Origin of the sequence: Xenorhabdus sp. TS4, assembly GCF_014467265.1 — a bacterium.
Lineage (GTDB): Bacteria > Pseudomonadota > Gammaproteobacteria > Enterobacterales > Enterobacteriaceae > Xenorhabdus > Xenorhabdus ehlersii.
The window spans coordinates 56,443-77,697 of the sequence record NZ_NKHQ01000008.1 but is presented as its reverse complement, the minus strand read 5'-3'; the positions used below and the strand labels follow the sequence as shown (position 1 = coordinate 77,697).

Below are 21,255 nucleotides of genomic sequence, written 5' to 3'. Positions count from 1 at the left end.
ATTTTTCTCAATCAGGAATTTTGAATATAGCCACCAGATTAACTGGCTAACATTTCAACGTCCAGATAATTAAGATCGACAGTCATAGATCTATAGTTGAAGAGATAACAGCATGATAATAATGAGAACAGCAAATCAATGCGGAAAAGCCGATTACGGCTGGTTACAGGCTCGCTATACTTTTTCATTTGGTCACTATTTTGACCCAAAATTTTTGAACTATAGGACATTGCGTGTTCTTAATCAGGAAGTTTTGGCGCCGAAAGCCGAGTTTCAACCCAAATCTTACCCTCATGTTGATGTCCTGAATATTATCCTGCAAGGAGAAGCCCAATATCGAGACAGTGAAGGTAATAACTTCCATGCACGCCAAGGGGATTGTTTGTTATTTTCGGCGCGTCAAGGGATTCGTTACAGTGAGCACAATACCAGTGACACGCTCCCATTGACACGGCTGCAACTCTGGCTCAATGCCTGTCCTCAGCAAGAAGCACGGCCATTACAGCATAGAGTTCTGCCAAACAAGCCGCTTACATTACTGGCCTCTCCTACGTCAGAAAACAATAGTCTGCATCTGCGCCAACAAACGTGGATAAGCTATCTCGTGCTTAAACCGCATAACAGCCAAATTTTGTCTTTACGTGGCAAACATGCTTACCTACAATCCATCAGTGGTAATGCAATAATTAATGGCAACCAAAGCAGGGATGTAAAGATTAAATGTGGGGATGGTGTATTTATTCAGGAAGAGCAGAAAGTGATGTTACAAACGGAGACGCCATTTCGGGGCCTGCTGATTGATTTGGTTGACTAATAATTCCTTATTGATAAAGAAAAAGCCCTATAAAGCATCTGCTCTATAGGGCAAAGTCTGTGAAGTTGACCGATAAGCCGGGTTCTGTCTTGGACAGCCATTCATCTAGGCCAGCACTTGCGCACTGGCTCAAGCAACCTACCCGGGTTCGGTACGGGCCGTACCATACGAACCCCTATTTGGTCTTGCTCCGGGTGGAGTTTACCGTGCCACGAACTGTTGCCAGTCGCGCGGTGCGCTCTTACCGCACCCTTTCACCCTTACCTGATCCCAACATTGCTTTTACAAACAAAGCTGGGCCATCGGCGGTTTGCTCTCTGTTGCACTAGTCGTAGGCTTTCACCTCCCAGACGTTATCTGGCACCCTGCCCTATGGAGCCCGGACTTTCCTCCCCTTTACTTCTCCCGAAAGAGCGGTAAAGCAGCGACTGTCTGGTCAACTCCGGCGCGGATTATAAGAGGTTTAATATCCAATGTATAGGGTTTTCACGCGTCTTCTTCAATTTGTCCCAAGGTCGTGTTTTGATCGAGTGAATAACGATACAAAGCATTTTTCTTCACACCGTGGATCTCTGCCACCAATGCCGCCGCCTTTTTCAATGGCAGCTCTTTTTGCAGCAGTGCTAATGTCCGCAAGGCTTCCTGTGGCAAGCTATCCTCGGCGGGCTTATGATACCCTTCCACAATCAGAACCATTTCTCCGCGGCGACGAGTTTCATCTTCCTTGACCCATGCCAGAAGCTCACCAGCGGGCATTCCTTGAATCGATTCCCACGTTTTGGTTAATTCTCGTGCCAACACGATATAACGATCGGCACCCCATACTTTCACAATATCTTCTAAACTGTCCAACAGACGATGTGTCGATTCGTAGAAAATCAGTGTACGCGGCTCTTGTGCTAATTCACGCAAGGTATCCTGACGTCCCTTACTTTTAGCAGGCAAGAAGCCTTCATAACAAAAACGATCTGAAGGCAAGCCAGCAGCAGACAATGCTGTAATGGCTGCACAAGGGCCAGGTAGTGGAACCACATTGATACCGGCTTCACGGCAACGACGAACCAGATGATAACCCGGATCGTTAATCAACGGCGTACCGGCATCAGATACCAATGCGATACTCGCCCCTTGTTCAAGTTTCGTAATCAATTGATCTGCTTTTTGCTGTTCATTATGATCATGAAGTGCGAACATGCGCGCATTAATGGCAAAATGTTGAAGCAACAAGCCAGTGTGTCGCGTATCTTCGGCAGCAATCAGATCGACATGTTTAAGAACTTCAAGAGCACGCTGAGTAATATCCCCCAGATTTCCAATAGGGGTTGGCACAACATATAGCGTGGATGTCGTAACCACTGCTCGATTGGTTTGATTCATTGTTTCATCCGAATGACCGATTTAAAATTGAGCATCTTTGAAAAAAACATCGCTGGATACAGTATGCTTCCCTCAATTTTTGTGCGTTTAAAAACTGGTTTAATCTATACAGCACTGCTGTCAACTATGATTATTGCAGGGTGTACCATGCCCGAACGGCAAGGGCAACCAACTTCTAAGCCTCAGGATAAGATCAGCGCAGAGATTAACCGCTACCAGGCCATTATTGACGCAGCACACAATCAACCATCGTTGGATGTTATCCGTGCTTACATCGCATTGGACTCCTACGCACCGGATGAAGCTGCCCGCCAGAAAAACCTTGATGAGACCTGGCAATTATTGACGCAACTTTCCCCGCAGCAAATGAGTGAATTGGTGATTAATGCCAATGAGTATACGTTGCAGGGCTGGCTTGATTTACTCAGTACCTATCAGACCAATAAACAGGATCTCGATAAACTGCGTCTCGCTATTCACGATTGGCAAATCCGTTATCCAAACAACCCCGCTGCCCACAGTTTACCCACAGCTCTGCAACAAATGTTGCACGAAACTGAAAACAGCCATGCCACAATTGGGTTATTTCTGCCTTTGAGCGGCCAGGCCAAAATATTTGGTGACGCCATCCGCCAGGGTTTCCTCGATGCTCAAAAAGGCTTGCCAAAGCCATCTTTGCCAGAATCACCATTGCCAACAAATGCCACCGATCCAAACGGTACTGTTAACGCCGAACCCTCTACCGATCCTGAAAATACCAGCGCTGCAAATTCAGAGAATGCTGATGCCGCCACAATTGAACCAGAAATGGATGCGATTAATGATGTGCCTACCAATGATCAGACCGTAAAAATCTATGATACCAACAGCCAGCCTCTTACCGAACTGCTGGAACAGGCTAAACAAGATGGTGTCACTCTGGTAGTTGGACCATTACTGAAACCCAATGTGGAACAATTGACTCAAATTGAAACTCCACTGAATATTTTGGCGCTCAATGAGCTTGATGTGCCACAAAAACAACCGAATATCTGTTATTTTTCACTCTCTCCTGAAGATGAGGCGAAAAATGCCGCCATGCATATCTGGCAACAGCAAAAGCGCAGCCCTTTGGTGTTGATACCTCGTACTGAATTAGGCATCCGTGTTGCACAAGCCTTTGCACAAGAGTGGCAAAAGCTTGGGGGGCAAACGGTATTACAACAATCTTTTGGTACGCTGGATGAAATGAGGCAATCCATGAATCGTGGGATTGGTATTCGTTTGTCTGGAACGCCAGTTATTTCCACAAATCCAGCCACAGAGTCCGTCGATGCCGTTTATATTGTCGCAACAGCAAACGAATTGACAATTATCAAACCTATGATCGACATGGCAATCAGCTCCCGTAAAAAGCCGGCACTTTATGCCAGCTCGCGCAGTAATAAAGCAGGTTCAGGCCCTGATTTCCGCCTGGAAATGGATGGCATGCAGTTTAGTGACATCCCACTGCTGACAGGCATAAATGTGCCGTTAATGCAGCAAGCAGCCAAAAAATTCACTAATGATTATTCCCTGATGCGCCTCTATGCAATGGGCATTGATGCATGGTCACTGGCCAATCAATTTACGCCAATGCAGCAAGACATGGGATTTCATTTGAGCGGTGCTTCAGGGGAACTATCCGTGATGGATAACTGCACTATCTTGCGTCAGTTACCTTGGATGCAATTCAATAATGGTCGCATAATCCTTGAAAATACCAATAGCACGGAAAATATCGATAACGCAGGAAATACCCATAACATAGAAAGCACCGATAGCACTGATCAGGGAGATCATCCCGAAATTGAATAATTTTCTGTAATTAAAGGTATCGTGGTCATTTCAGGATGAAAAAACCAACAGGCAATCACTACGCACTGGGGCGCCATTATGAGCATCAGGCTAAGCTGTTTTTGCAAAAACAAGGGCTTGTCTTTGTTGCTGAGAATGTAAAAATTCGCGGCGGTGAAATCGATCTGATTATGCGTGACAAGCATACATGGGTATTTGTTGAAGTTCGTTTCCGCCGAAATGCACAATATGGTGGTGCCATTGCTACAATTACTCAAAGTAAGCGCAGAAAGCTCTTGTATACGGCTGCTGTCTGGTTGTCCCGACGCAATGAATGTCTGGAAACGGCATCATGCCGCTTCGATGTTTGTGCAATAACAGGGCAGAAATTTGAATGGCTGAAAAATGCCTTCACCCTGAATGAGAGCCTATTTCAATAGATTCTCAATTTTCTCGCTAAATAAATAATTCCAATATACATAGGTCATAACGTGCTGGATAGAATTAAAGTCTGTTTTACAGAAAGCATTCAAACTCAGATCGCAGCAGCAGAAGCATTACCCGACGCAATATCACGCGCCGCGATGATGATGGTTCAATCACTGCTGAGCGGCAACAAAATTCTTTGCTGTGGTAATGGTGGATCGGCCGCAACGGCACAGCGTTTTACTGCCAGTATGATCAATCGTTTTGAAACAGATCGGCCAAGTCTGCCAGCCCTGTCGTTGAATACTGATAATGTGGTGATCACCGCTATCGCCAACAGTAAACAGCCTGACGAAATTTACGCCAAACAAGTCAGGGCCCTGGGACAAGCAGGGGATGTCCTGCTTGCCATTTCTACACATGGAAACAGTCGAGATATTATCAAAGCGGTGGAAGCTGCTGTTACACGTGATATGACGATCGTTGCGCTGACGGGTTACGATGGTGGTGAACTGGCGGGCTTACTCGGTCCTCAGGATGTTGAGATACGTATCCCCTCACATCACAGCGTCAGGATCCAAGAAGTTCATATGTTGACAATCAACTGCCTGTGCGACTTAATCGACAACACGTTATTCCCTCATCAGGATGAATAAGGAGCCAACTCATGCGGTTATTTTCTCTATTATTAGTCTGTTTCAGTGCAATGCTATTACAAGGATGTATTGGTGCCGCCGTCGTAGGTTCCGCTGCAATTGCCACAAAAGCGGGTTCAGATCCACGAACCATTGGGCAACAAGTTGACGATACCACGCTGGAAGCCCGTGTCAGCAATGCCATCAGCAAGGACCCACAAATTAAGGCACAAGCCCGTGTGTCAGTGACTGTGTATCAAGGCAAGGTTCTTTTAACCGGACAAAGCCCCAATATGGCCCTGGCCGAGCGGGCAAAACAAATTGCGGCAAAGGTTGAAGGCACCGACGTGGTATATAACGAGATCCGTCAAGCGTATCCCGTGACATTGGCTACGGCCTCCGCTGATGCCTGGTTGACGACCAAAGTGCGCTCCCAAATTTTAACCAGTGATGCGGTGAGATCATCCAGCATCAAAGTGGTGACAGAGGGTAGTGAAGTCTTTTTGTTTGGCATTGTCACGCAACAAGAAGGGGCTGCGGCTGCGAAAATCGCCAGCGAAACTAGCGGCGTAAAACGTGTAACCACAGCATTTACCTACCTCAACTGAAACCATCAAGGCGGCATTAATCAATGCCGCCCAGCCTCACAACCTGTATTCAACGTCCATCCCAACTTATTTTGCTTTAAGTAATTCACTCCCCCCATTAACTGCATTTGTCGCAAGATCCATTGCTGGCGTTGTAATACATACCTGGAGGGAGCATTCACTTTATAACGATGAGGGTTTGGTAATACAGCAGCAAGCAATGCAGATTCGGTAGCTGTCAATCGGTAGGCAGGCTTGCCAAAGTAATGTTGGGCCGCTTCCTCAACACCAAAAATACCGTTGCCAAACTCAGCAATATTGAGATACACCGTTAAAATACGTTTCTTTGACCAGAGTAATTCCAATACGGCAGTCATTCCCGTTTCTAAGCCTTTTCTTATCCAACTACGTCCTTCCCATAGAAATAAATTTTTGGTTGTTTGCTGGGAAATTGTCGATGCCCCCCGAATTCGCTTCTCATATTTTTTGTTATACGCCATAGCAGTTTCAATAGCCTCAAAATCAAATCCCCAATGTTTTGGGAATTTTTGATCTTCCGCTGCAATGACGGCTAACGCTATATAGGGTGAAATGTGATTCTGATCCATCCATGAAGAGCGAGAAACATAAGACAAATTAATTGACATTAAGGCAGAGACTTGTCTCTCTATCATCATCATAGAAAACGGCACTGGCAAAAATGAAAAGGCAATTACAGCAACGAACCATAAAACCGTGATCGACACGACAATTCTTTTCAGCCTGCGCCACAATATTGAAAAAGGATTTCTCATCCGATTACTCAATCATTTCCAATATTTTTCTAACCAGCTTATCAATTCCTTTTTCTGCCTGCGCCAAAGATTCTGCGAGCATATAAGCCGGCGTTGTTACAATTTTGTTTTCAAAATCAATAACAATGTCATCAACCGGGCACTCAACATGTACCCCTCCCATTCTCGCTATTTGAGCCGCAGTTTCTGGATCATTGCCGATGGTTACTTTTATCGGTTTGCCTAATATTTTAGATACCATAACTGGGGCGATGCATATAAACCCCATCGGTTTGCCTTGCTGGTGCATATTTTGCACTATACTTAATAGCTCTTTATTTATTTCACAATCTGATCCTTTGAATGCGAAATTACATAAATTCTTGGCCACGCCAAAACCACCAGGAATAATGAGCGCATCCAACTCATCAATATTAACTTTGGATAAAGGCTGTATATTTCCCCGCGTTATACGGGCGGATTCTTCCATTATGTAGCGACTTTCTTGTTTCTCTTCTCCGTTAAGGTGATTAATAACATGATGTTGTATCTCATCAGGCGAAAAAAAAGACACTTCAGCGCCAAGACGGCTTAAAGAGAGCATAGTGAGAACTGATTCGTGAATTTCACTTCCATCGTACACTCCACATCCACTTAATATAATGGCAACGGATTTCATATTTCTCTCCATTTGTAGTAGATTAATGCTTAACCCCTTAGAGGGTTAAACACCAATCTTCATCACAGATTTTAATGAATCTTGTAACAAAAAATCTTATCTTTGCTATGTTGGTACTTGTGTTCTGTGTAAAAGAATTCTTTAATTACCCGCGTCGAAAACAAACCTTAGATAAGCGGGTAAACAGATTTCCCTGGTGTTGGCGCAGTATTAGCGCACCCCAACTTCGGTTGGGGTTATTTTTTTGTAACGCTTGATAACCAATTTCTTAATATTTCTATATCTTGCTTCCATTCCAACTTTAACTCATCCACCCATTCCTGAACATTATCCCACCACGCAGGTAAATCCGGTGACTGAATCTGCTGAGCCAATTGCTGCAAATGGCGTAACCCTACTGAACCAGCCGCACCTTTGATTTTATGTGCCTCTTCTGTAATGCCTTTTTGATCTCTGGCGGTCATATTGGAGTCCAGCAAAGCAAGGTAATTTGGCATCATGGTTTCAAAAATAACCAGGTTGTCTGTGATCATTTTTGGCCCAACCAATTCGATATATTGATTAAGCATCTCCGTATCCAGCCGTTCTTCATCCTGATTCACAAGATCAACTTCCACTAAGGCAGTGTCAGATTCAGATCCCTTACCCCAATATTTTTCGATAATGGCAGTCAACGCCTTGACAGATAACGGCTTATTGAGCACATCATCCATACCCGCATCAAGGTATTCTTTTTTATCCTTTAATACATTAGCCGTCAGCGCAATCAAAGGAGGCAAGGATTGGGAGGAGTAACGCTGGTGCAATTGGCGGGCGATATCCAGCCCCGTCATATCCGGTAATTGGATATCCAGTAACACTAAGTCATATTCGTCAGGATCAAACATTGCCAGTGCATCATGGCCATTCATGGCAACATCCACACTGTTCCCCAACTTCTCCAGAACAGAACGGGCTACAATGACGTTCAATTCAATATCTTCTACCAGTAAGATATTAAGCGCTGGCAATGGCAGAATGTCTTGTTCAGCCTTCCCTTGCGGGTGTTCATCAATGGCTGGTGCAACGACAGACAAGGTAAAGCAAGAGCCTTTGCCCAACGCACTTTTCACCACAATGTCCCCTCCCATGCTGAGGGCAAGACGCTTCGAAACAGCAAGGCCAATCCCCGTTCCGGTTGCAGGACGCCCACCAGCGCTGTCTTTAACCTGATAATACATGGCAAAGATTTTTTCCAATTCGTCAGGAGGAATACCAATGCCGGAATCTGTCACTTCAAAGAATAGACGTTCCTCTTCTTTTTCATGCCAGATACGAACCTTAATTTCGCCTTCAGGCGTAAATTTCACGGCATTACTAATCAGGTTCCACAAAATTTGTCGCAAACGGGTTCCATCAGTCAGTACTTTTGCGGGTAGTGGCAGCTCAGGCTCCAGAATAAATTTAATTCCCTTCGGCTGCGCCAATAAACCTGAAATGTTCTCTAAATCTGTCATGAAACCGGTGAAATCAATTGGTTGGTTATCAAGTTGGACTTTGCGGCGCTCAATTTTATCTAATTCAATAATATCATTGAAAATATTACCCAAAGTAATGGCGCTGACATGGATTGTCTCCAGGTACTTACATTGCTCTGGTGTTAAGTCGGTATCCATCAGAATTCGGCTCAAGCCCACAATGCCATTTAAAGGCGTACGAAGCTCATGGCTAATCGTAGAGATAAAAGTCGTCTTATCCCTGCTGGCGTTCTCCAATGCGTCCTGATAGCGTTTACGCTCCGTTATATCGCGTCCAAATCCCATTAATCCATGTCGCTTACCAACGCGATCATAAAAAGGGACTTTCCTGAGTTCAAAACAGGCTTTGCGTCCATCGGGGTAAACTAACCATTGCTCATAGGTCAGAGATACATTGTGGCGAAATACTTTTTCATCGGTTTCCATCACTTTGCTGGCAATTTCTTTATCATAAACATCTGTCGGCGTCAGGCCGATAAGCTGCTTTTCGCTTTTGCCAGTCAGCAATTCCATCGCCCTATTACAACCGGAAAATTCATTATCTTCATTGCGGTAATAAACCAAATCCGGGGAGGCATCCAGAAAAGAACGCAATAGCACCGATTGCTGTTCAAGCTCAATCTGGGTTTTTTCACGCTGCTCCATTTCCAATTTGAGTTTATCCAATAAAACCAAATGGGCTTTTTCCGCCTTCTCTCTGTCACTTATCTCCTGGTTCAATTGGTCGATGTTTTCTTTGAGTTGCAGGTTTAATTTCGCATCACGCTGGCGCATTTCTTCAAGTTTTGCGACCAGACTCGATAAGCGCTGGCGGGATTCCTCAAGTTGTTCTACTACGATGGAGAGAAAATAAACCGCCCAAGGGGTAATTAACAAACCAAAAAAAATGGAGCGAATTAAATCAATACCCTGTACTTCTCCATGCAGTACAAATGTCACCGCCATCTGCATCGCCATCGCAAGAATAACTAAAGCTGATGCAAGTAATATAGAAAAACGCACCAGCCCCAGCTTCATCATCAAATCTACATAATATTGGGCAAGCCCTCGAATCAGCTTCATAACAACTCCCAGTGAAATCTTTTCCAGTAAAGTTACTAGATTGAATCATAACGTAAAAAAGCCCCAACTTCGTTACGGGATATCACCCTTAACTTCTCACAAGGAATAAAAATAAAAATAATAAGAATAATTATGCAAATAAATCCCCCCCCTCTTTAGAGGAAAAAACAACCAATCACTTCCTCTTACAAATTAAAAAATACGCAATATAAATCCAATTTAAGCCAAAAAATAAGAGCAAAACATCAGGATAGATGTATTTTAAAGCATATCCAAAATAGATAATGGGGTGATTTTAGTGATATAACTCACATCATTTAAGAGAGATGATCTCAGTCACAAAACACAAAAAATTGCCATTTACTTATAAAAATCAACAAAATATATGGAAATTATCAACAAAAAACATGATTTAACACGATTTGACCAACACTGTTTTTACCGTTAAGTTGGGAATTCGCTGAAAATCACCTGCCAGATAATCCTCTGGCTCATATTTATGCAGTGATAGATAACATAACATCATTTTGATTCACCGCTTGTTAATGCCAATAAAACAAGTGGCGTTTTACTGAGGGCGCAAATTAGACGCCTGTAGAAAAAATATATATCGATACCATCTCGCGAGTAATGTGAGAGTCGGACAGAACTTGGGGAGCTTTACAATGTTGTATGACATATTGCAGGAAAAAGATAACTGTGGCTTTGGATTAATCGCACATATTGAAGGAGAACCCAGCCACAAGGTGGTGCGCACAGCCATACATGCACTGGCTCGGATGCAACACCGAGGTGCAATTCTGGCAGACGGCAAAACGGGTGATGGCTGTGGTTTGTTAATGCAAAAACCAGACCGTTTCTTTCAAATGATCGCCAGTGAGCAGTCATGGCGGCTCGCTAAAAATTATGCCGTCGGCATGTTGTTTCTAAGCCAGGATGGCAAAATTGCCCAATTATGCCGTGATATTATCGAACAGGAGTTACAACACGAAACCCTATCCATTGTGGGTTGGCGGGAAGTTCCTATCAATCGCGATATCTTAGGTGATATTGCCTTATCAAGCCTTCCTCGCATTGAGCAAGTTTTTATCAATGCACCCGCCGGATGGCGAGCACAAGATCTGGAACGCCGCCTGTTCGTTTCCCGACGCCGTATAGAAAAACGGATTATCGACAATGACTTTTATATTTGCAGCCTGTCTAATCTGGTCACGATTTATAAAGGATTGTGCATGGCTGCGGATTTACCGCGTTTCTACCCCGATTTGGCTGACCTGCGCATGGAATCTGCTATCTGTTTATTCCATCAGCGCTTTTCAACCAATACCATTCCCCGTTGGCCGCTGGCACAACCCTTTCGCTATCTGGCTCACAATGGGGAAATCAATACCATTACGGGAAACCGTGAATGGGCGAAAGCACGAGCCTATAAGTTCCGCACGCCACTGATCCCAGACTTACATACTGCTGCACCTTTTGTTAATGAAACTGGTTCCGATTCCAGTTCACTGGATAACATGCTGGAACTGTTTCTCAATGGCGGTATGGACTTAATCCGCGCAATGCGTTTGCTCGTTCCACCGGCATGGCAGAATAACCCTGATATGGATGATGATCTGCGTGCATTCTTCGATTTTAATTCCATGCACATGGAACCTTGGGATGGACCGGCCGGCATCGTTATTTCCGATGGGCGTTATGCCGCCTGTAATTTAGATCGCAATGGCTTACGCCCTGCCCGCTATGTGATTACCAAAGATAAGCTGATTACCTGCGCTTCTGAAGTTGGTATTTGGGATTACCAACCCGATGAAGTCGTCGAGAAAGGCCGTGTCGGGCCGGGTGAGTTAATGGTTATCGATACCTATGAAGGGCGTATTCTCCACTCAACGGAAACTGACAACGATCTGAAAAGCCGCCACCCTTATAAAGAATGGCTAGAAAAAAACGTCAAGCGTTTGATTCCGTTTGAAGAGTTGCCGGAAGCACAGGTCGGGCAGCGAGAGTTAGATGATCGCCTGTTGGCAACTTATCACAAGCAGTTTGCCTACAGTAATGAGGAATTGGATCAAGTTATCCGTCCCCTCGGTGAAAATGCTCAGGAGGCGACCGGCTCAATGGGCGATGACACACCGTTTGCCGTGCTTTCCAGCCGTCCTCGCATTATCTACGACTATTTTCGTCAGCAATTCGCCCAAGTGACCAATCCTCCCATCGATCCATTACGTGAAGCTCATGTGATGTCTCTGGCTACCCGCATTGGGCGAGAAATGAATGTCTTTTGTGAAGCAGAAGGGCAGGCTCATCGGTTGTGCTTTCAATCGCCAGTCCTGCTCTATTCTGATTTCGTACAACTGACGACACGGCAGGAATCCTATTATCGCGCTGATACGTTGGATTTGACCTTCAATCCACAGGAAATCACCCTGAAACAGGCGGTGTTAGCTTTATGTGAAAAGGCAGAAGAACTCGCCCGCAATGGTGCAGTATTGTTAGTACTATCCGATCGCAATATTGCACCAGAAAGAGTACCCATCCCTGCGCCAATGGCTGTCGGTGCTATCCAACACTGCCTGGTTGAGAAAAACCTGCGCTGTGATACCAACTTGATTGTAGAAACTGCCAGTGCGCGTGATCCGCATCATTTTGCGGTATTGATGGGTTTTGGCGCTACCGCTGTTTACCCTTATTTGGCCTATGAAACACTGGGAAAAATGGTGGATGATGGCACAATTAATGCGCCATATGCCCGCGTGATGCTTAATTATCGCAATGGCATCAATAAAGGGCTGTATAAGATTATGTCCAAAATGGGCATCTCCACTATTTCCTCTTATCGCTGCTCTAAGTTGTTCGAAGCCGTTGGTTTGCACCTGGATGTGACAGATATCTGCTTCAATGGTGTTGTCAGCCGTATTGGAGGAGCAGATTTCAGCGATTTTGAACAAGATCTGCGTAATCTTGCCAAACGGGCATGGTTGCATCGCCACTCCATCGATCAAGGGGGACTGCTAAAATATGTCCATAATGGGGAGTATCACGCTTATAACCCTGATGTCGTCAAAACATTGCAGACCGCTGTTCACAGTGGCAACTACAGTGATTACCTGAAATATTCCGAACTGGTCAATGGACGCCCCATCACCACCTTGCGGGATCTGCTTGCCCTAGTGCCTAAAGGTGATCCCATCAATATTGCAGATGTTGAACCTGCAGAAGCACTGTTCAAACGTTTTGATACCGCAGCCATGTCAATTGGCGCACTCAGCCCAGAGGCCCATGAAGCGCTGGCAGAAGCGATGAATACGTTAGGGGGGTTTTCCAACTCTGGAGAAGGTGGCGAAGATCCCGTTCGTTATCGTACCAAGAAAGTTTCCCGCATCAAGCAAGTTGCTTCCGGCAGATTTGGCGTTACACCAGCGTACTTAGCCAGTGCCGATGTGATCCAGATAAAAGTCGCCCAAGGCGCAAAACCAGGAGAAGGCGGTCAATTACCGGGAGATAAGGTAACGCCTTATATTGCCAAATTGCGCTACTCCGTTCCGGGCGTTACCCTCATTTCTCCACCACCACATCACGATATTTATTCAATCGAAGATCTGGCCCAATTGATTTTCGATCTTAAGCAGGTGAATCCGCAGGCGCTGATCTCCGTCAAACTGGTTTCAGAACCTGGCGTAGGAACCATTGCCACAGGTGTCGCCAAAGCCTATGCCGATCTGATTACCATCGCCGGTTATGACGGCGGAACAGGTGCCAGCCCGCTTTCTTCTGTCAAATACGCAGGTTGCCCGTGGGAATTGGGACTGGTGGAAACCCAACAAGCGCTGGTTGCCAATGGATTACGCCATAAAATCCGCCTTCAGGTGGATGGTGGTTTGAAAACGGGGATGGATATCATCAAAGCGGCTATTTTAGGCGCAGAAAGTTTCGGTTTTGGCACAGGCCCAATGGTTGCTCTCGGCTGTAAATATTTGCGCATCTGTCACTTAAATAACTGTGCCACTGGTGTCGCGACACAAGATGAAAAACTACGCCAATCCCATTATCACGGCTTGCCAGAAAGAGTTATTAACTATTTCCGCTTTATTGCGCAGGAAACACGTGAACTGATGGCGCAATTAGGAGTGAAAAAACTTACCGATTTGATTGGACGAACAGACTTGCTGGAAATACTTGAGGGAATTTCTGCCAAGCAAAGCAAGCTCAATCTCAAACCATTACTGGAAACCGTAGAACCTCATACCAGCAAAGCGCGGCATTGCACAGAAGGTAATCCTCCTTTTGACCAAGGTACACTGAATACATTGATCGTCGCCCAAGCTATGCCGTATGTAGAAAACGCGCAAAGCAAGACGTTCTATTTTGATATCCAAAATACCGATCGCTCTGTTGGCGCTTCCCTCTCCGGCGAGATTGCGGCTCGGTATGGCGATCAAGGGCGGGCTGCCGATCCAATCAAACTGCATTTCAATGGAACGGCCGGACAAAGTTTTGGCGTCTGGAATGCTGCCGGTGTCGAACTGACTTTAATTGGCGATGCCAATGATTATGTCGGTAAGGGTATGGCTGGCGGCTGTATTACCATCCTTCCTCCTGCCGGCTCAGCATTTAAAAGTAACGAAGCCACTATTATCGGCAATACCTGCCTTTATGGTGCAACAGGCGGGAAACTCTTTGCTGCCGGACGTGCCGGTGAACGCTTCGCAGTACGTAACTCAGGTGCCATCACCGTTATTGAGGGGATAGGCGACAATGGCTGTGAATACATGACTGGTGGGATCGTCTGTGTCCTGGGCAGCACTGGTGTAAATTTTGGTGCAGGTATGACCGGTGGATTTGCTTACGTCCTTGATGAATTTGATGACTTCCGCAAACGCGTCAATCCAGAACTGGTAGAAGTTCTCTCAATGGATACCCTTGCCATTCATACAGAACATCTGCGGGGATTAATCACCGAACATGTCCGTCTGACAAACTCACACCACGGTGAAAGCCTATTGGAAAATTGGTCTCAATGGGTCAATAAGTTTGCTTTGGTTAAACCGAAATCCAGTGATGTCAGTGCGTTGTTGGGGCACCGTAGCCGTTCTTCTGCCGAATTGCGGGTTCAGGCACAGTAAGGAGTTAATAATGAGTCAGAATGTTTATCAATTTATCGACTTACAACGTGTCGATCCACCTAAGAAATTATTGAAAATCAGAAAAATAGAATTTGTTGAGATTTATGAACCATTTTCTGAAATTCAAGCACAGGCACAAGCAGATCGCTGTCTCTCTTGTGGTAATCCATACTGTGAATGGAAATGTCCCGTACATAACTACATTCCAAATTGGCTGAAACTCGCCAATGAAGGACGCATCATCGAAGCAGCGGAATTATCACACCAGACCAACAGCTTGCCAGAAGTCTGTGGTCGGGTCTGTCCGCAAGATCGCCTGTGTGAAGGCGCCTGTACCCTGAATGACGACTTCGGTGCTGTCACTATCGGCAACATTGAACGCTATATTAATGACACGGCTATTGCGATGGGCTGGAAACCGGATATGTCGCATGTCATCCCAACCGGTAAACGTGTCGCCGTGGTTGGGGCAGGACCGGCAGGATTAGCTTGTGCAGATGTCCTGACGCGTAATGGCGTACAAGTGGTGGTCTACGATCGCCATCCTGAAATTGGTGGTTTGCTCACATTTGGTATTCCCGCCTTTAAACTAGAAAAAGAGGTGATAATTCGCCGCCGTGAAATATTTTCCGGGATGGGTATTGAGTTCCGTCTAAACACAGAGATAGGCCGGGACGTCACTCTGGCTGAACTCACCAAAGAATTTGATGCCGTATTTCTTGGGGTGGGTACCTATCAATCCATCCGTGGTGGGCTGGATAACGAAAACGCTGACGGAGTATATGATGCCTTGCCTTTCTTAATCGCCAACACCCGTCATTTGATGGGTTATCCTTCTCTACCTGAACAACCTTATGTTGATATGAAAGGTAAACGTGTTCTGGTACTGGGCGGCGGTGATACAGCAATGGACTGCGTCCGTACTTCGATTCGCCAGGGTGCAACCCATGTTATCTGTGCCTATCGGCGGGATGAAGAAAATATGCCCGGCTCCCGTCGTGAAGTAAAAAATGCTAAAGAAGAAGGTGTAGAGTTTCGTTTTAACCTGCAACCCATTAGCATTGAAATTAATGGTGCAGGACGGGTTTGTGGGGTCAAGGTGGTGAAAACACAACTAAGTGCCATAGATGAAAAAGGCCGTCGTCAGGCTGAGATTATTCAAGGTTCCGAATTTTTGATAGAAGCCGATGCAGTGATCATGGCATTTGGTTTCAAGCCTCACACCATGGGCTGGCTGGACGGACATCAAGTCAAACTCGATCAAAGAGGCCGCATTATCACGCCTGCATCCAGTAAACAGCCTTTCCAGACCAGTAATCCTAAAATATTCGCAGGTGGGGACGCTGTACGTGGTTCTGATTTAGTCGTGACTGCTATTGATGAAGGCCGAAAAGCCGCTTTTGGTATCCTCGATTATCTTGAAATCTAATATTCAACGCTTTTTTAATGACTTCTCCGACATTTTAGTCGGAGAAGCTCTCACAAAATAAAAATCCAATATTTTGATTTTCTTTTGCTACCAGATTAGTTGTATTTTTGGCACTTATGCAACTATTCTTATACTCTAAAGTTAAATATATCGATTTAATCTCCTGCTCATTATAGCAATACAGCAATAGTGCAATACCGTAATACGGCAATAAGGTTTATTTTTTTCGACAAGAAAATTACTTAGCAAAACTGATTAAATAGAAATGAAATAAAAGATCATTAAAGTGATAACAACAGGTAGAAATATATGCGCTTACTTATCCAGATACTCTGCTTTTCTTCTATAACCTTAGCAAGCTTACCCTCACTGGCCAGATTTTCTACTCCTGTCGAAATTATGCAGCAAATACAAGAAAGAGGAATAAATTCTGTTGTGGCAGAGATAAACGCAGAACACAATCAGGACAAAATTATCCAGAATATTGCAACCGGTGATAAACAATGGCTGCAAGTTGCCTTTAAGCTATCCCCTAATATCCACCCAGAATTTTCCCGGAAAATTACTAATGCTTTATCTATTGCTTTAATTGAAAATCCTGTAGAAGTATTGTCACTGACAAAATCACATCGCACTCTCTCATTCACTGATGTCTGCAATATACCTCCAACGATCAGAGGGCTCAGTCAACAGAGAGCATTTGCCAAGAAAATAATAGACAACCTAAGAGCGGCGGAAAAATCCAATAGGGGAGAAAACCGATACAATATCGAAACCTGTATATGGCAATTTGAGAAAATGCATAGCACTTACATGTAGTACTAAAAATAAAGGAGATCAACGTCTCCTCTATTTTCATCTCTAACGAACCCCTTCACCTTCCAGGCTGCGGCCGTGCTGACTGCAACTTGAAACGATTGGGTATAAGCTTTGAACAATTATTTCACGACGCGCAAGGTTGGGCGGCCTTTTGGCGGTTGAGGTGGTTCGTCATCTGGCGAATCATCATCGTAAGAAGCTTTTTTATTATGCTTATTCTTATGAATAAGCACCAGATTATCCGCTGCTGGCACATCTGTTCCTTCTGACTCGGTATTATCCGCGTCATAGGCAAATTCTGGCTCAAACATCATTCCTGCGCCATTTTCACGGGCATAAACCGCAATCACAGCCGCCATTGGAACAGTCACTTGACGACCAACACCACCAAATCGGGCATTAAACCTCACTTCATCGTTCGTCAATTGCAAATTGCCAACCGCTCTCGGCGAGATATTCAAAATAATTTGCCCATTTTGTGCATATTCCATCGGGACGTTAACACCATAACAGTTAACATCCACAACAATATGCGGGGTCATGTCATTATCCAGCAGCCATTCATAATGTGCCCGCAATAGATAGGGGCGGCGTGGAGACATTTGAGTCATCTCCATATATATTAACTCCGTGATTGTAAACGCATTTCACGTTCAGCTTCTGTCAACGAAGCCAAGAATGCGTCACGTTCAAATACACGCTGCATATAGACTTGAAGATCTTTGGCACCGGGTCCTAGTAGCTCAACCCCCAAGACAGGCAAACGCCACAGCAGTGGAGATAAATAACAATCCACCAAGCTGAACTCTTCACTCATGAAGAAAGGCATTTCTCTGAAAATTGGCCCAATTGCCAGCAGTTCTTCAGCAAGCTGTTTACGTGCAGCATTCGCTTCCTGAACACTTCCTTCCTGAATTTTGTACATCAGGGAATACCAGTCTTTTTCAATTCTATGCATCATCAGACGGCTGGAACCTCGTGCGACAGGATACACAGGCATGAGTGGTGGATGCGGGAAACGCTCATCCAGATATTCCATAATGATGCGAGAATCATACAGGGTCAGCTCACGATCAACGAGAGTAGGAACAGATTGATAAGGATTCAAATCAATCAAATCCTGAGGCAAATTACCCGCTTCAACGTGTTCAATCTCTACGCTGACCCCTTTCTCCGCCAGCACAATTCTCACTTGATGGCTAAAAATGTCGGTCGGGCCGGAAAACAGAGTCATTACCGAACGTTTGTTGGCAGCGACAGCCATGAAAACCTCCAAGTTTATCTAAAAAAAGGAACGAACAGCCCTTCAGTGAACAGCGGCTATTCTCGCTCATATTCTCATCCTGTTTCGCACTTATTATCCGAGGTTATCCCCTTTATCTTCTGGTAACGGCTTTATTGGCTGTAACGAGAAAATATCTTGGGATATTATATTTTACCTCTGCCAAATCGGGCAAACTCATGGATAAGGCAAAAAATTGTTACTAGTTTACCAGATTTTGCACATTTTGTGGGGAAGTACATTGAGAATTAATGATGAAATATTAGAGTCTGGGAATTAATTTCTCAAAAATGCTATTTTTTTGCTAAAAATAGCGAATTATCGAAGAGTGAAAAATCTGAAGGAATAAAAAACCCGCCATAAAAATGACGGGTTTTTAACTTTAACCCATTGCCACAGTTGTGGCAATAAATTAACGTTTGGAGAACTGTGGACGACGACGTGCTTTGCGCAGACCCACTTTTTTACGTTCAACTTCACGAGCATCGCGAGTAACGAAGCCAGCTTTGCGAAGTTCAGAACGCAGAGTCTCGTCATAAGCCATCAGTGCACGGGTGATACCGTGACGGATTGCGCCTGCCTGACCAGAAATACCACCACCTTTAACAGTGATGTACAGATCCAGTTTGTTCAGCATATCAACCAGCTCAAGTGGCTGACGAACAACCATACGTGCAGTTTCACGACCGAAGTAAACTTCGAGGCTGCGTTGGTTGATTACGATGTTACCGCTACCTGGCTTAATGAAGACACGAGCGGAAGAGCTTTTGCGGCGACCAGTGCCGTAGTATTGATTTTCAGCCATTGCCTATAATCCCGATTAAATGTCCAGAACTTGTGGTTGCTGTGCCGCGTGGTTGTGCTCACTGCCCGCGTAAACTTTCAGTTTACGGTACATTGCACGACCCAGTGGCCCTTTTGGCAGCATGCCTTTAACCGCGATTTCAATGACACGCTCAGGACGGCGGGCAATCATCTCTTCAAAGGTCGCTTGCTTGATACCACCGATGTGGCCAGTGTGGTGATAATAAATTTTGTCAGAACGTTTGTTGCCGGTTACAGCAACTTTTTCTGCGTTAACAATAATGATGTAATCACCAGTATCAACGTGCGGAGTGTATTCCGCTTTGTGCTTGCCGCGCAGGCGACGAGCTACTTCAGTTGCAAGACGGCCCAAAGTTTTGCCATCTGCGTCAACAACATACCAGTCGCGTTTTACGGTTTCTGGTTTAGCTGTAAAAGTTTTCATTAAAGCTTACCCAATTATAAGTTACACGTTGGTGAACACTCGATGTTCAGAAACTGTTTTTGAGGTTCACACGACTCATGTCCAGCAAACCTACCCCTTCGAATAGCCTATGCCGGCACTAATGCAAGTTTTTTGGGAAATAAAAAATCCTGCTGTAACGTGGGGTCGCAAGATTATAGAGAACTCATCATAAAAAATCGACCCCAAATTCAATAATTATCCCAAAGGACGAAGGAATCAGGGTAAATGTGGAAGTTTCAGGTATTCCTCACTTTGCATTTCCTGCAAGCGAGACAGGCAACGTTGATATTCAAACGTCAACAACTCACCCTGATAAATCTGTTCCACCGGCGCGTCGGCATTAATGATAAGTTTTACCTGGCGCTCATAGAATTCATCCACCAGTGCGATAAAACGTCGCGCAGCACTTTCATTCAATATTGTCATAATCGGCATATCGTGTAACAAAACAGAATGATAAAGTTTCGACAAAGCAATATAGTCCAGCTGGCTGCGTGGATCTTCACACAATGTCTTGAAATGGATTGCCAATACCCCATCAACACTACTGATGACAGGCATATTGCGATGATTGATCTCCAATATTGGATTTGGCTCCCCTTCTCGTCCGGCCAAACGCAGAAACATATGACGCATCTCCTGTCGATTCTCTTCTGACAATGGCGTCAAATAGAGATGAGCCTGTGTCAGTGTCCGTAGGCGATAATCGATACCGGCATCGACATTCATGACATCACAATATTTTTTGATCTGCTCAATGGCTGGCAGAAATCGTGCGCGCTGCAATCCATTTCGGTATAACTCATCAGGGGGGATATTGGATGTCGCCACCAAGGCAATTCCCCGTACAAACAACGCTTCCAGCAATGTACCAAGGAGCATAGCATCCGTAATATCGGACACAAAAAACTCATCAAAACAGAGTATATCCGTCTGTGCCTTGAAACCATCAGCAACTATCTCCAAAGGATCTTCATGGCCTTGTAACGTTGTTAACTCTTCATGTACCCGTAACATGAAACGGTGGAAATGGAGACGCAATTTTCGCTCAGTCGGTAAACTCTGGTAAAACATATCCATCAGCCATGTTTTGCCACGCCCGACACCGCCCCACATATAAAGCCCCTGAACAGGGCGGCATTGCGCAGAAGTTTGTCGACCAAACAACTTACCCAATATGCCTTTCAGTCCACTGGCTTGCGGAGTATGGTGCGGTTGAGCATTGATGAGAGCGCGATGAATAAGATCAAGGCGTTCAACAGTCTTGCGCTGTACTTCGTCAGGTTGATACTGATCATCAGACAGTGCTGATTGATAGAGCGATGAAGGTGTAATCGGTGACATGAAAATAACAATCCTTAAAGTTTTTTATTCTCAGTACGTATCGTAATTTACCAATAAAAACTATGCCAATTCCCACTGATGTGAATTGAGATATCTGCTTTTGGATAAGAATTTTTACCTACATGCGTTGGTAAAGCTGTATAAAATTAATATATTAACGCGATGCTCGACTTTTATGGTGAGTTGAAATGACATAGCCGCTCCTTTATAACTTTAAGTTGACAAACAAAGAGAAATAAAGGAACAAAAGGCTATGTCACAACAAGATTTTATCATTTGGGTGTTTTGTTGGGTAGAGGATAA

General features: G+C 44.8%; 16 protein-coding genes, 1 other RNA gene and 1 pseudogene. 8 read left to right on the top strand and 10 right to left on the bottom strand.

Features of this window, described 5'->3' with window-relative positions; translation table 11 throughout:
- The first annotated feature begins 112 nt into the window (after positions 1-112).
- Positions 113-814 (top strand): pirin family protein, encoded by a 702-nt coding sequence (locus Xets_RS06155; protein WP_099130808.1) that lies wholly within the window; start codon positions 113-115, stop codon positions 812-814.
- A gap of 57 nt (positions 815-871) precedes the next feature.
- Here the strand turns inward: Xets_RS06155 and rnpB are convergent.
- Both rnpB and rsmI read right to left on the bottom strand, forming a co-directional pair.
- An RNA gene (rnpB, locus tag Xets_RS06150) (RNase P RNA component class A) lies at positions 872-1,258 on the bottom strand.
- Between the two features lie 42 nt (positions 1,259-1,300).
- Positions 1,301-2,191: a 16S rRNA (cytidine(1402)-2'-O)-methyltransferase gene (gene rsmI, locus Xets_RS06145; protein WP_099130809.1), complete on the bottom strand. Its 891-nt coding sequence runs from the start codon at positions 2,189-2,191 to the stop codon at positions 1,301-1,303.
- A 63-nt stretch (positions 2,192-2,254) separates the two neighbouring features.
- On the opposite strand from rsmI, the gene Xets_RS06140 reads away from it, so the two are divergent.
- Genes Xets_RS06140 through dolP form a run of 4 tightly spaced genes read left to right on the top strand, consistent with a single transcriptional unit; the run spans position 2,255 to position 5,675 of the window.
- Positions 2,255-4,027, top strand: a complete 1,773-nt coding sequence (locus Xets_RS06140; protein WP_187651338.1) for a penicillin-binding protein activator — start codon at positions 2,255-2,257, stop codon at positions 4,025-4,027.
- Positions 4,028-4,062: 35 nt separating this feature from the next.
- Complete coding sequence (locus Xets_RS06135) at positions 4,063-4,446, top strand: YraN family protein (RefSeq protein ID WP_099130811.1); 384 nt, start codon at positions 4,063-4,065, stop codon at positions 4,444-4,446.
- A 51-nt stretch (positions 4,447-4,497) separates the two neighbouring features.
- Entirely contained in the window at positions 4,498-5,088 is a 591-nt protein-coding gene (diaA, locus tag Xets_RS06130) for a DnaA initiator-associating protein DiaA (protein ID WP_074023390.1), read from the top strand.
- An 11-nt stretch (positions 5,089-5,099) separates the two neighbouring features.
- Positions 5,100-5,675: a division/outer membrane stress-associated lipid-binding lipoprotein gene (dolP, locus tag Xets_RS06125; RefSeq protein WP_099130812.1), complete on the top strand. Its 576-nt coding sequence runs from the start codon at positions 5,100-5,102 to the stop codon at positions 5,673-5,675.
- A gap of 20 nt (positions 5,676-5,695) precedes the next feature.
- Here dolP and mtgA read toward each other — a convergent pair whose 3' ends face one another.
- The 3 genes and pseudogenes from mtgA to arcB all read right to left on the bottom strand — a co-directional run bounded on the left by mtgA (position 5,696) and on the right by arcB (position 9,685).
- Positions 5,696-6,448: a monofunctional biosynthetic peptidoglycan transglycosylase gene (gene mtgA / locus Xets_RS06120; protein WP_099130813.1), complete on the bottom strand. Its 753-nt coding sequence runs from the start codon at positions 6,446-6,448 to the stop codon at positions 5,696-5,698.
- Positions 6,449-6,452: 4 nt separating this feature from the next.
- Positions 6,453-7,106: an isoprenoid biosynthesis glyoxalase ElbB gene (gene elbB, locus Xets_RS06115; protein ID WP_099130814.1), complete on the bottom strand. Its 654-nt coding sequence runs from the start codon at positions 7,104-7,106 to the stop codon at positions 6,453-6,455.
- Positions 7,107-7,251: 145 nt separating this feature from the next.
- A pseudogene (gene arcB / locus Xets_RS06110) lies at positions 7,252-9,685 on the bottom strand (aerobic respiration two-component sensor histidine kinase ArcB).
- A gap of 665 nt (positions 9,686-10,350) precedes the next feature.
- Here arcB and gltB point away from each other — a divergent pair.
- The 3 genes from gltB (at position 10,351) to Xets_RS06095 (ending at position 17,056) form a co-directional block, all read left to right on the top strand.
- Positions 10,351-14,808 (top strand): glutamate synthase large subunit, encoded by a 4,458-nt coding sequence (gene gltB, locus Xets_RS06105; RefSeq protein WP_099130816.1) that lies wholly within the window; start codon positions 10,351-10,353, stop codon positions 14,806-14,808.
- Between the two features lie 10 nt (positions 14,809-14,818).
- A complete protein-coding gene (locus Xets_RS06100) occupies positions 14,819-16,237 on the top strand; it encodes a glutamate synthase small subunit (protein ID WP_099130817.1) in 1,419 nt (472 codons plus the stop codon).
- A 309-nt stretch (positions 16,238-16,546) separates the two neighbouring features.
- Positions 16,547-17,056: a hypothetical protein gene (locus tag Xets_RS06095; RefSeq protein WP_099130818.1), complete on the top strand. Its 510-nt coding sequence runs from the start codon at positions 16,547-16,549 to the stop codon at positions 17,054-17,056.
- 119 nt (positions 17,057-17,175) lie between these two features.
- Here the strand turns inward: Xets_RS06095 and sspB are convergent, their stop codons facing one another.
- The 5 genes from sspB to zapE all read right to left on the bottom strand — a co-directional run bounded on the left by sspB (position 17,176) and on the right by zapE (position 20,952).
- Positions 17,176-17,673 carry a ClpXP protease specificity-enhancing factor gene (gene sspB / locus Xets_RS06090; RefSeq protein ID WP_099130819.1) on the bottom strand — a complete coding sequence of 166 codons (498 nt, stop codon included), beginning with the start codon at positions 17,671-17,673 and terminating at the stop codon, positions 17,176-17,178.
- Between the two features lie 5 nt (positions 17,674-17,678).
- A complete protein-coding gene (gene sspA / locus Xets_RS06085; RefSeq protein WP_099130820.1) occupies positions 17,679-18,320 on the bottom strand; it encodes a stringent starvation protein SspA in 642 nt (213 codons plus the stop codon).
- 430 nt (positions 18,321-18,750) lie between these two features.
- A complete protein-coding gene (rpsI, locus tag Xets_RS06080) occupies positions 18,751-19,143 on the bottom strand; it encodes a 30S ribosomal protein S9 (RefSeq protein WP_045959780.1) in 393 nt (130 codons plus the stop codon).
- A gap of 15 nt (positions 19,144-19,158) precedes the next feature.
- Positions 19,159-19,587 (bottom strand): 50S ribosomal protein L13, encoded by a 429-nt coding sequence (gene rplM / locus Xets_RS06075; protein WP_011148147.1) that lies wholly within the window; start codon positions 19,585-19,587, stop codon positions 19,159-19,161.
- Positions 19,588-19,824: 237 nt separating this feature from the next.
- The gene (gene zapE / locus Xets_RS06070; protein ID WP_099130821.1) at positions 19,825-20,952 is read right to left on the bottom strand and encodes a cell division protein ZapE; all 1,128 of its coding nucleotides are present in this window, start codon (positions 20,950-20,952) and stop codon (positions 19,825-19,827) included.
- Between the last annotated feature and the right edge of the window lie 303 nt (positions 20,953-21,255).

Coding starts and splice junctions, on each gene's coding strand:
- elbB (WP_099130814.1), bottom strand. CDS start 7,106: ATGAAATCCGTTGCCATTATATTAAGTGGATGTGGAGTGTACGATGGA.
- rplM (WP_011148147.1), bottom strand. CDS start 19,587: ATGAAAACTTTTACAGCTAAACCAGAAACCGTAAAACGCGACTGGTAT.
- sspA (WP_099130820.1), bottom strand. CDS start 18,320: ATGGCTGTCGCTGCCAACAAACGTTCGGTAATGACTCTGTTTTCCGGC.
- Xets_RS06135 (WP_099130811.1), top strand. CDS start 4,063: ATGAAAAAACCAACAGGCAATCACTACGCACTGGGGCGCCATTATGAG.
- mtgA (WP_099130813.1), bottom strand. CDS start 6,448: ATGAGAAATCCTTTTTCAATATTGTGGCGCAGGCTGAAAAGAATTGTC.
- rpsI (WP_045959780.1), bottom strand. CDS start 19,143: ATGGCTGAAAATCAATACTACGGCACTGGTCGCCGCAAAAGCTCTTCC.
- sspB (WP_099130819.1), bottom strand. CDS start 17,673: ATGGAGATGACTCAAATGTCTCCACGCCGCCCCTATCTATTGCGGGCA.
- dolP (WP_099130812.1), top strand. CDS start 5,100: ATGCGGTTATTTTCTCTATTATTAGTCTGTTTCAGTGCAATGCTATTA.
- gltB (WP_099130816.1), top strand. CDS start 10,351: ATGTTGTATGACATATTGCAGGAAAAAGATAACTGTGGCTTTGGATTA.
- Xets_RS06155 (WP_099130808.1), top strand. CDS start 113: ATGATAATAATGAGAACAGCAAATCAATGCGGAAAAGCCGATTACGGC.
- Xets_RS06100 (WP_099130817.1), top strand. CDS start 14,819: ATGAGTCAGAATGTTTATCAATTTATCGACTTACAACGTGTCGATCCA.
- Xets_RS06140 (WP_187651338.1), top strand. CDS start 2,255: ATGCTTCCCTCAATTTTTGTGCGTTTAAAAACTGGTTTAATCTATACA.
- rsmI (WP_099130809.1), bottom strand. CDS start 2,191: ATGAATCAAACCAATCGAGCAGTGGTTACGACATCCACGCTATATGTT.
- Xets_RS06095 (WP_099130818.1), top strand. CDS start 16,547: ATGCGCTTACTTATCCAGATACTCTGCTTTTCTTCTATAACCTTAGCA.
- zapE (WP_099130821.1), bottom strand. CDS start 20,952: ATGTCACCGATTACACCTTCATCGCTCTATCAATCAGCACTGTCTGAT.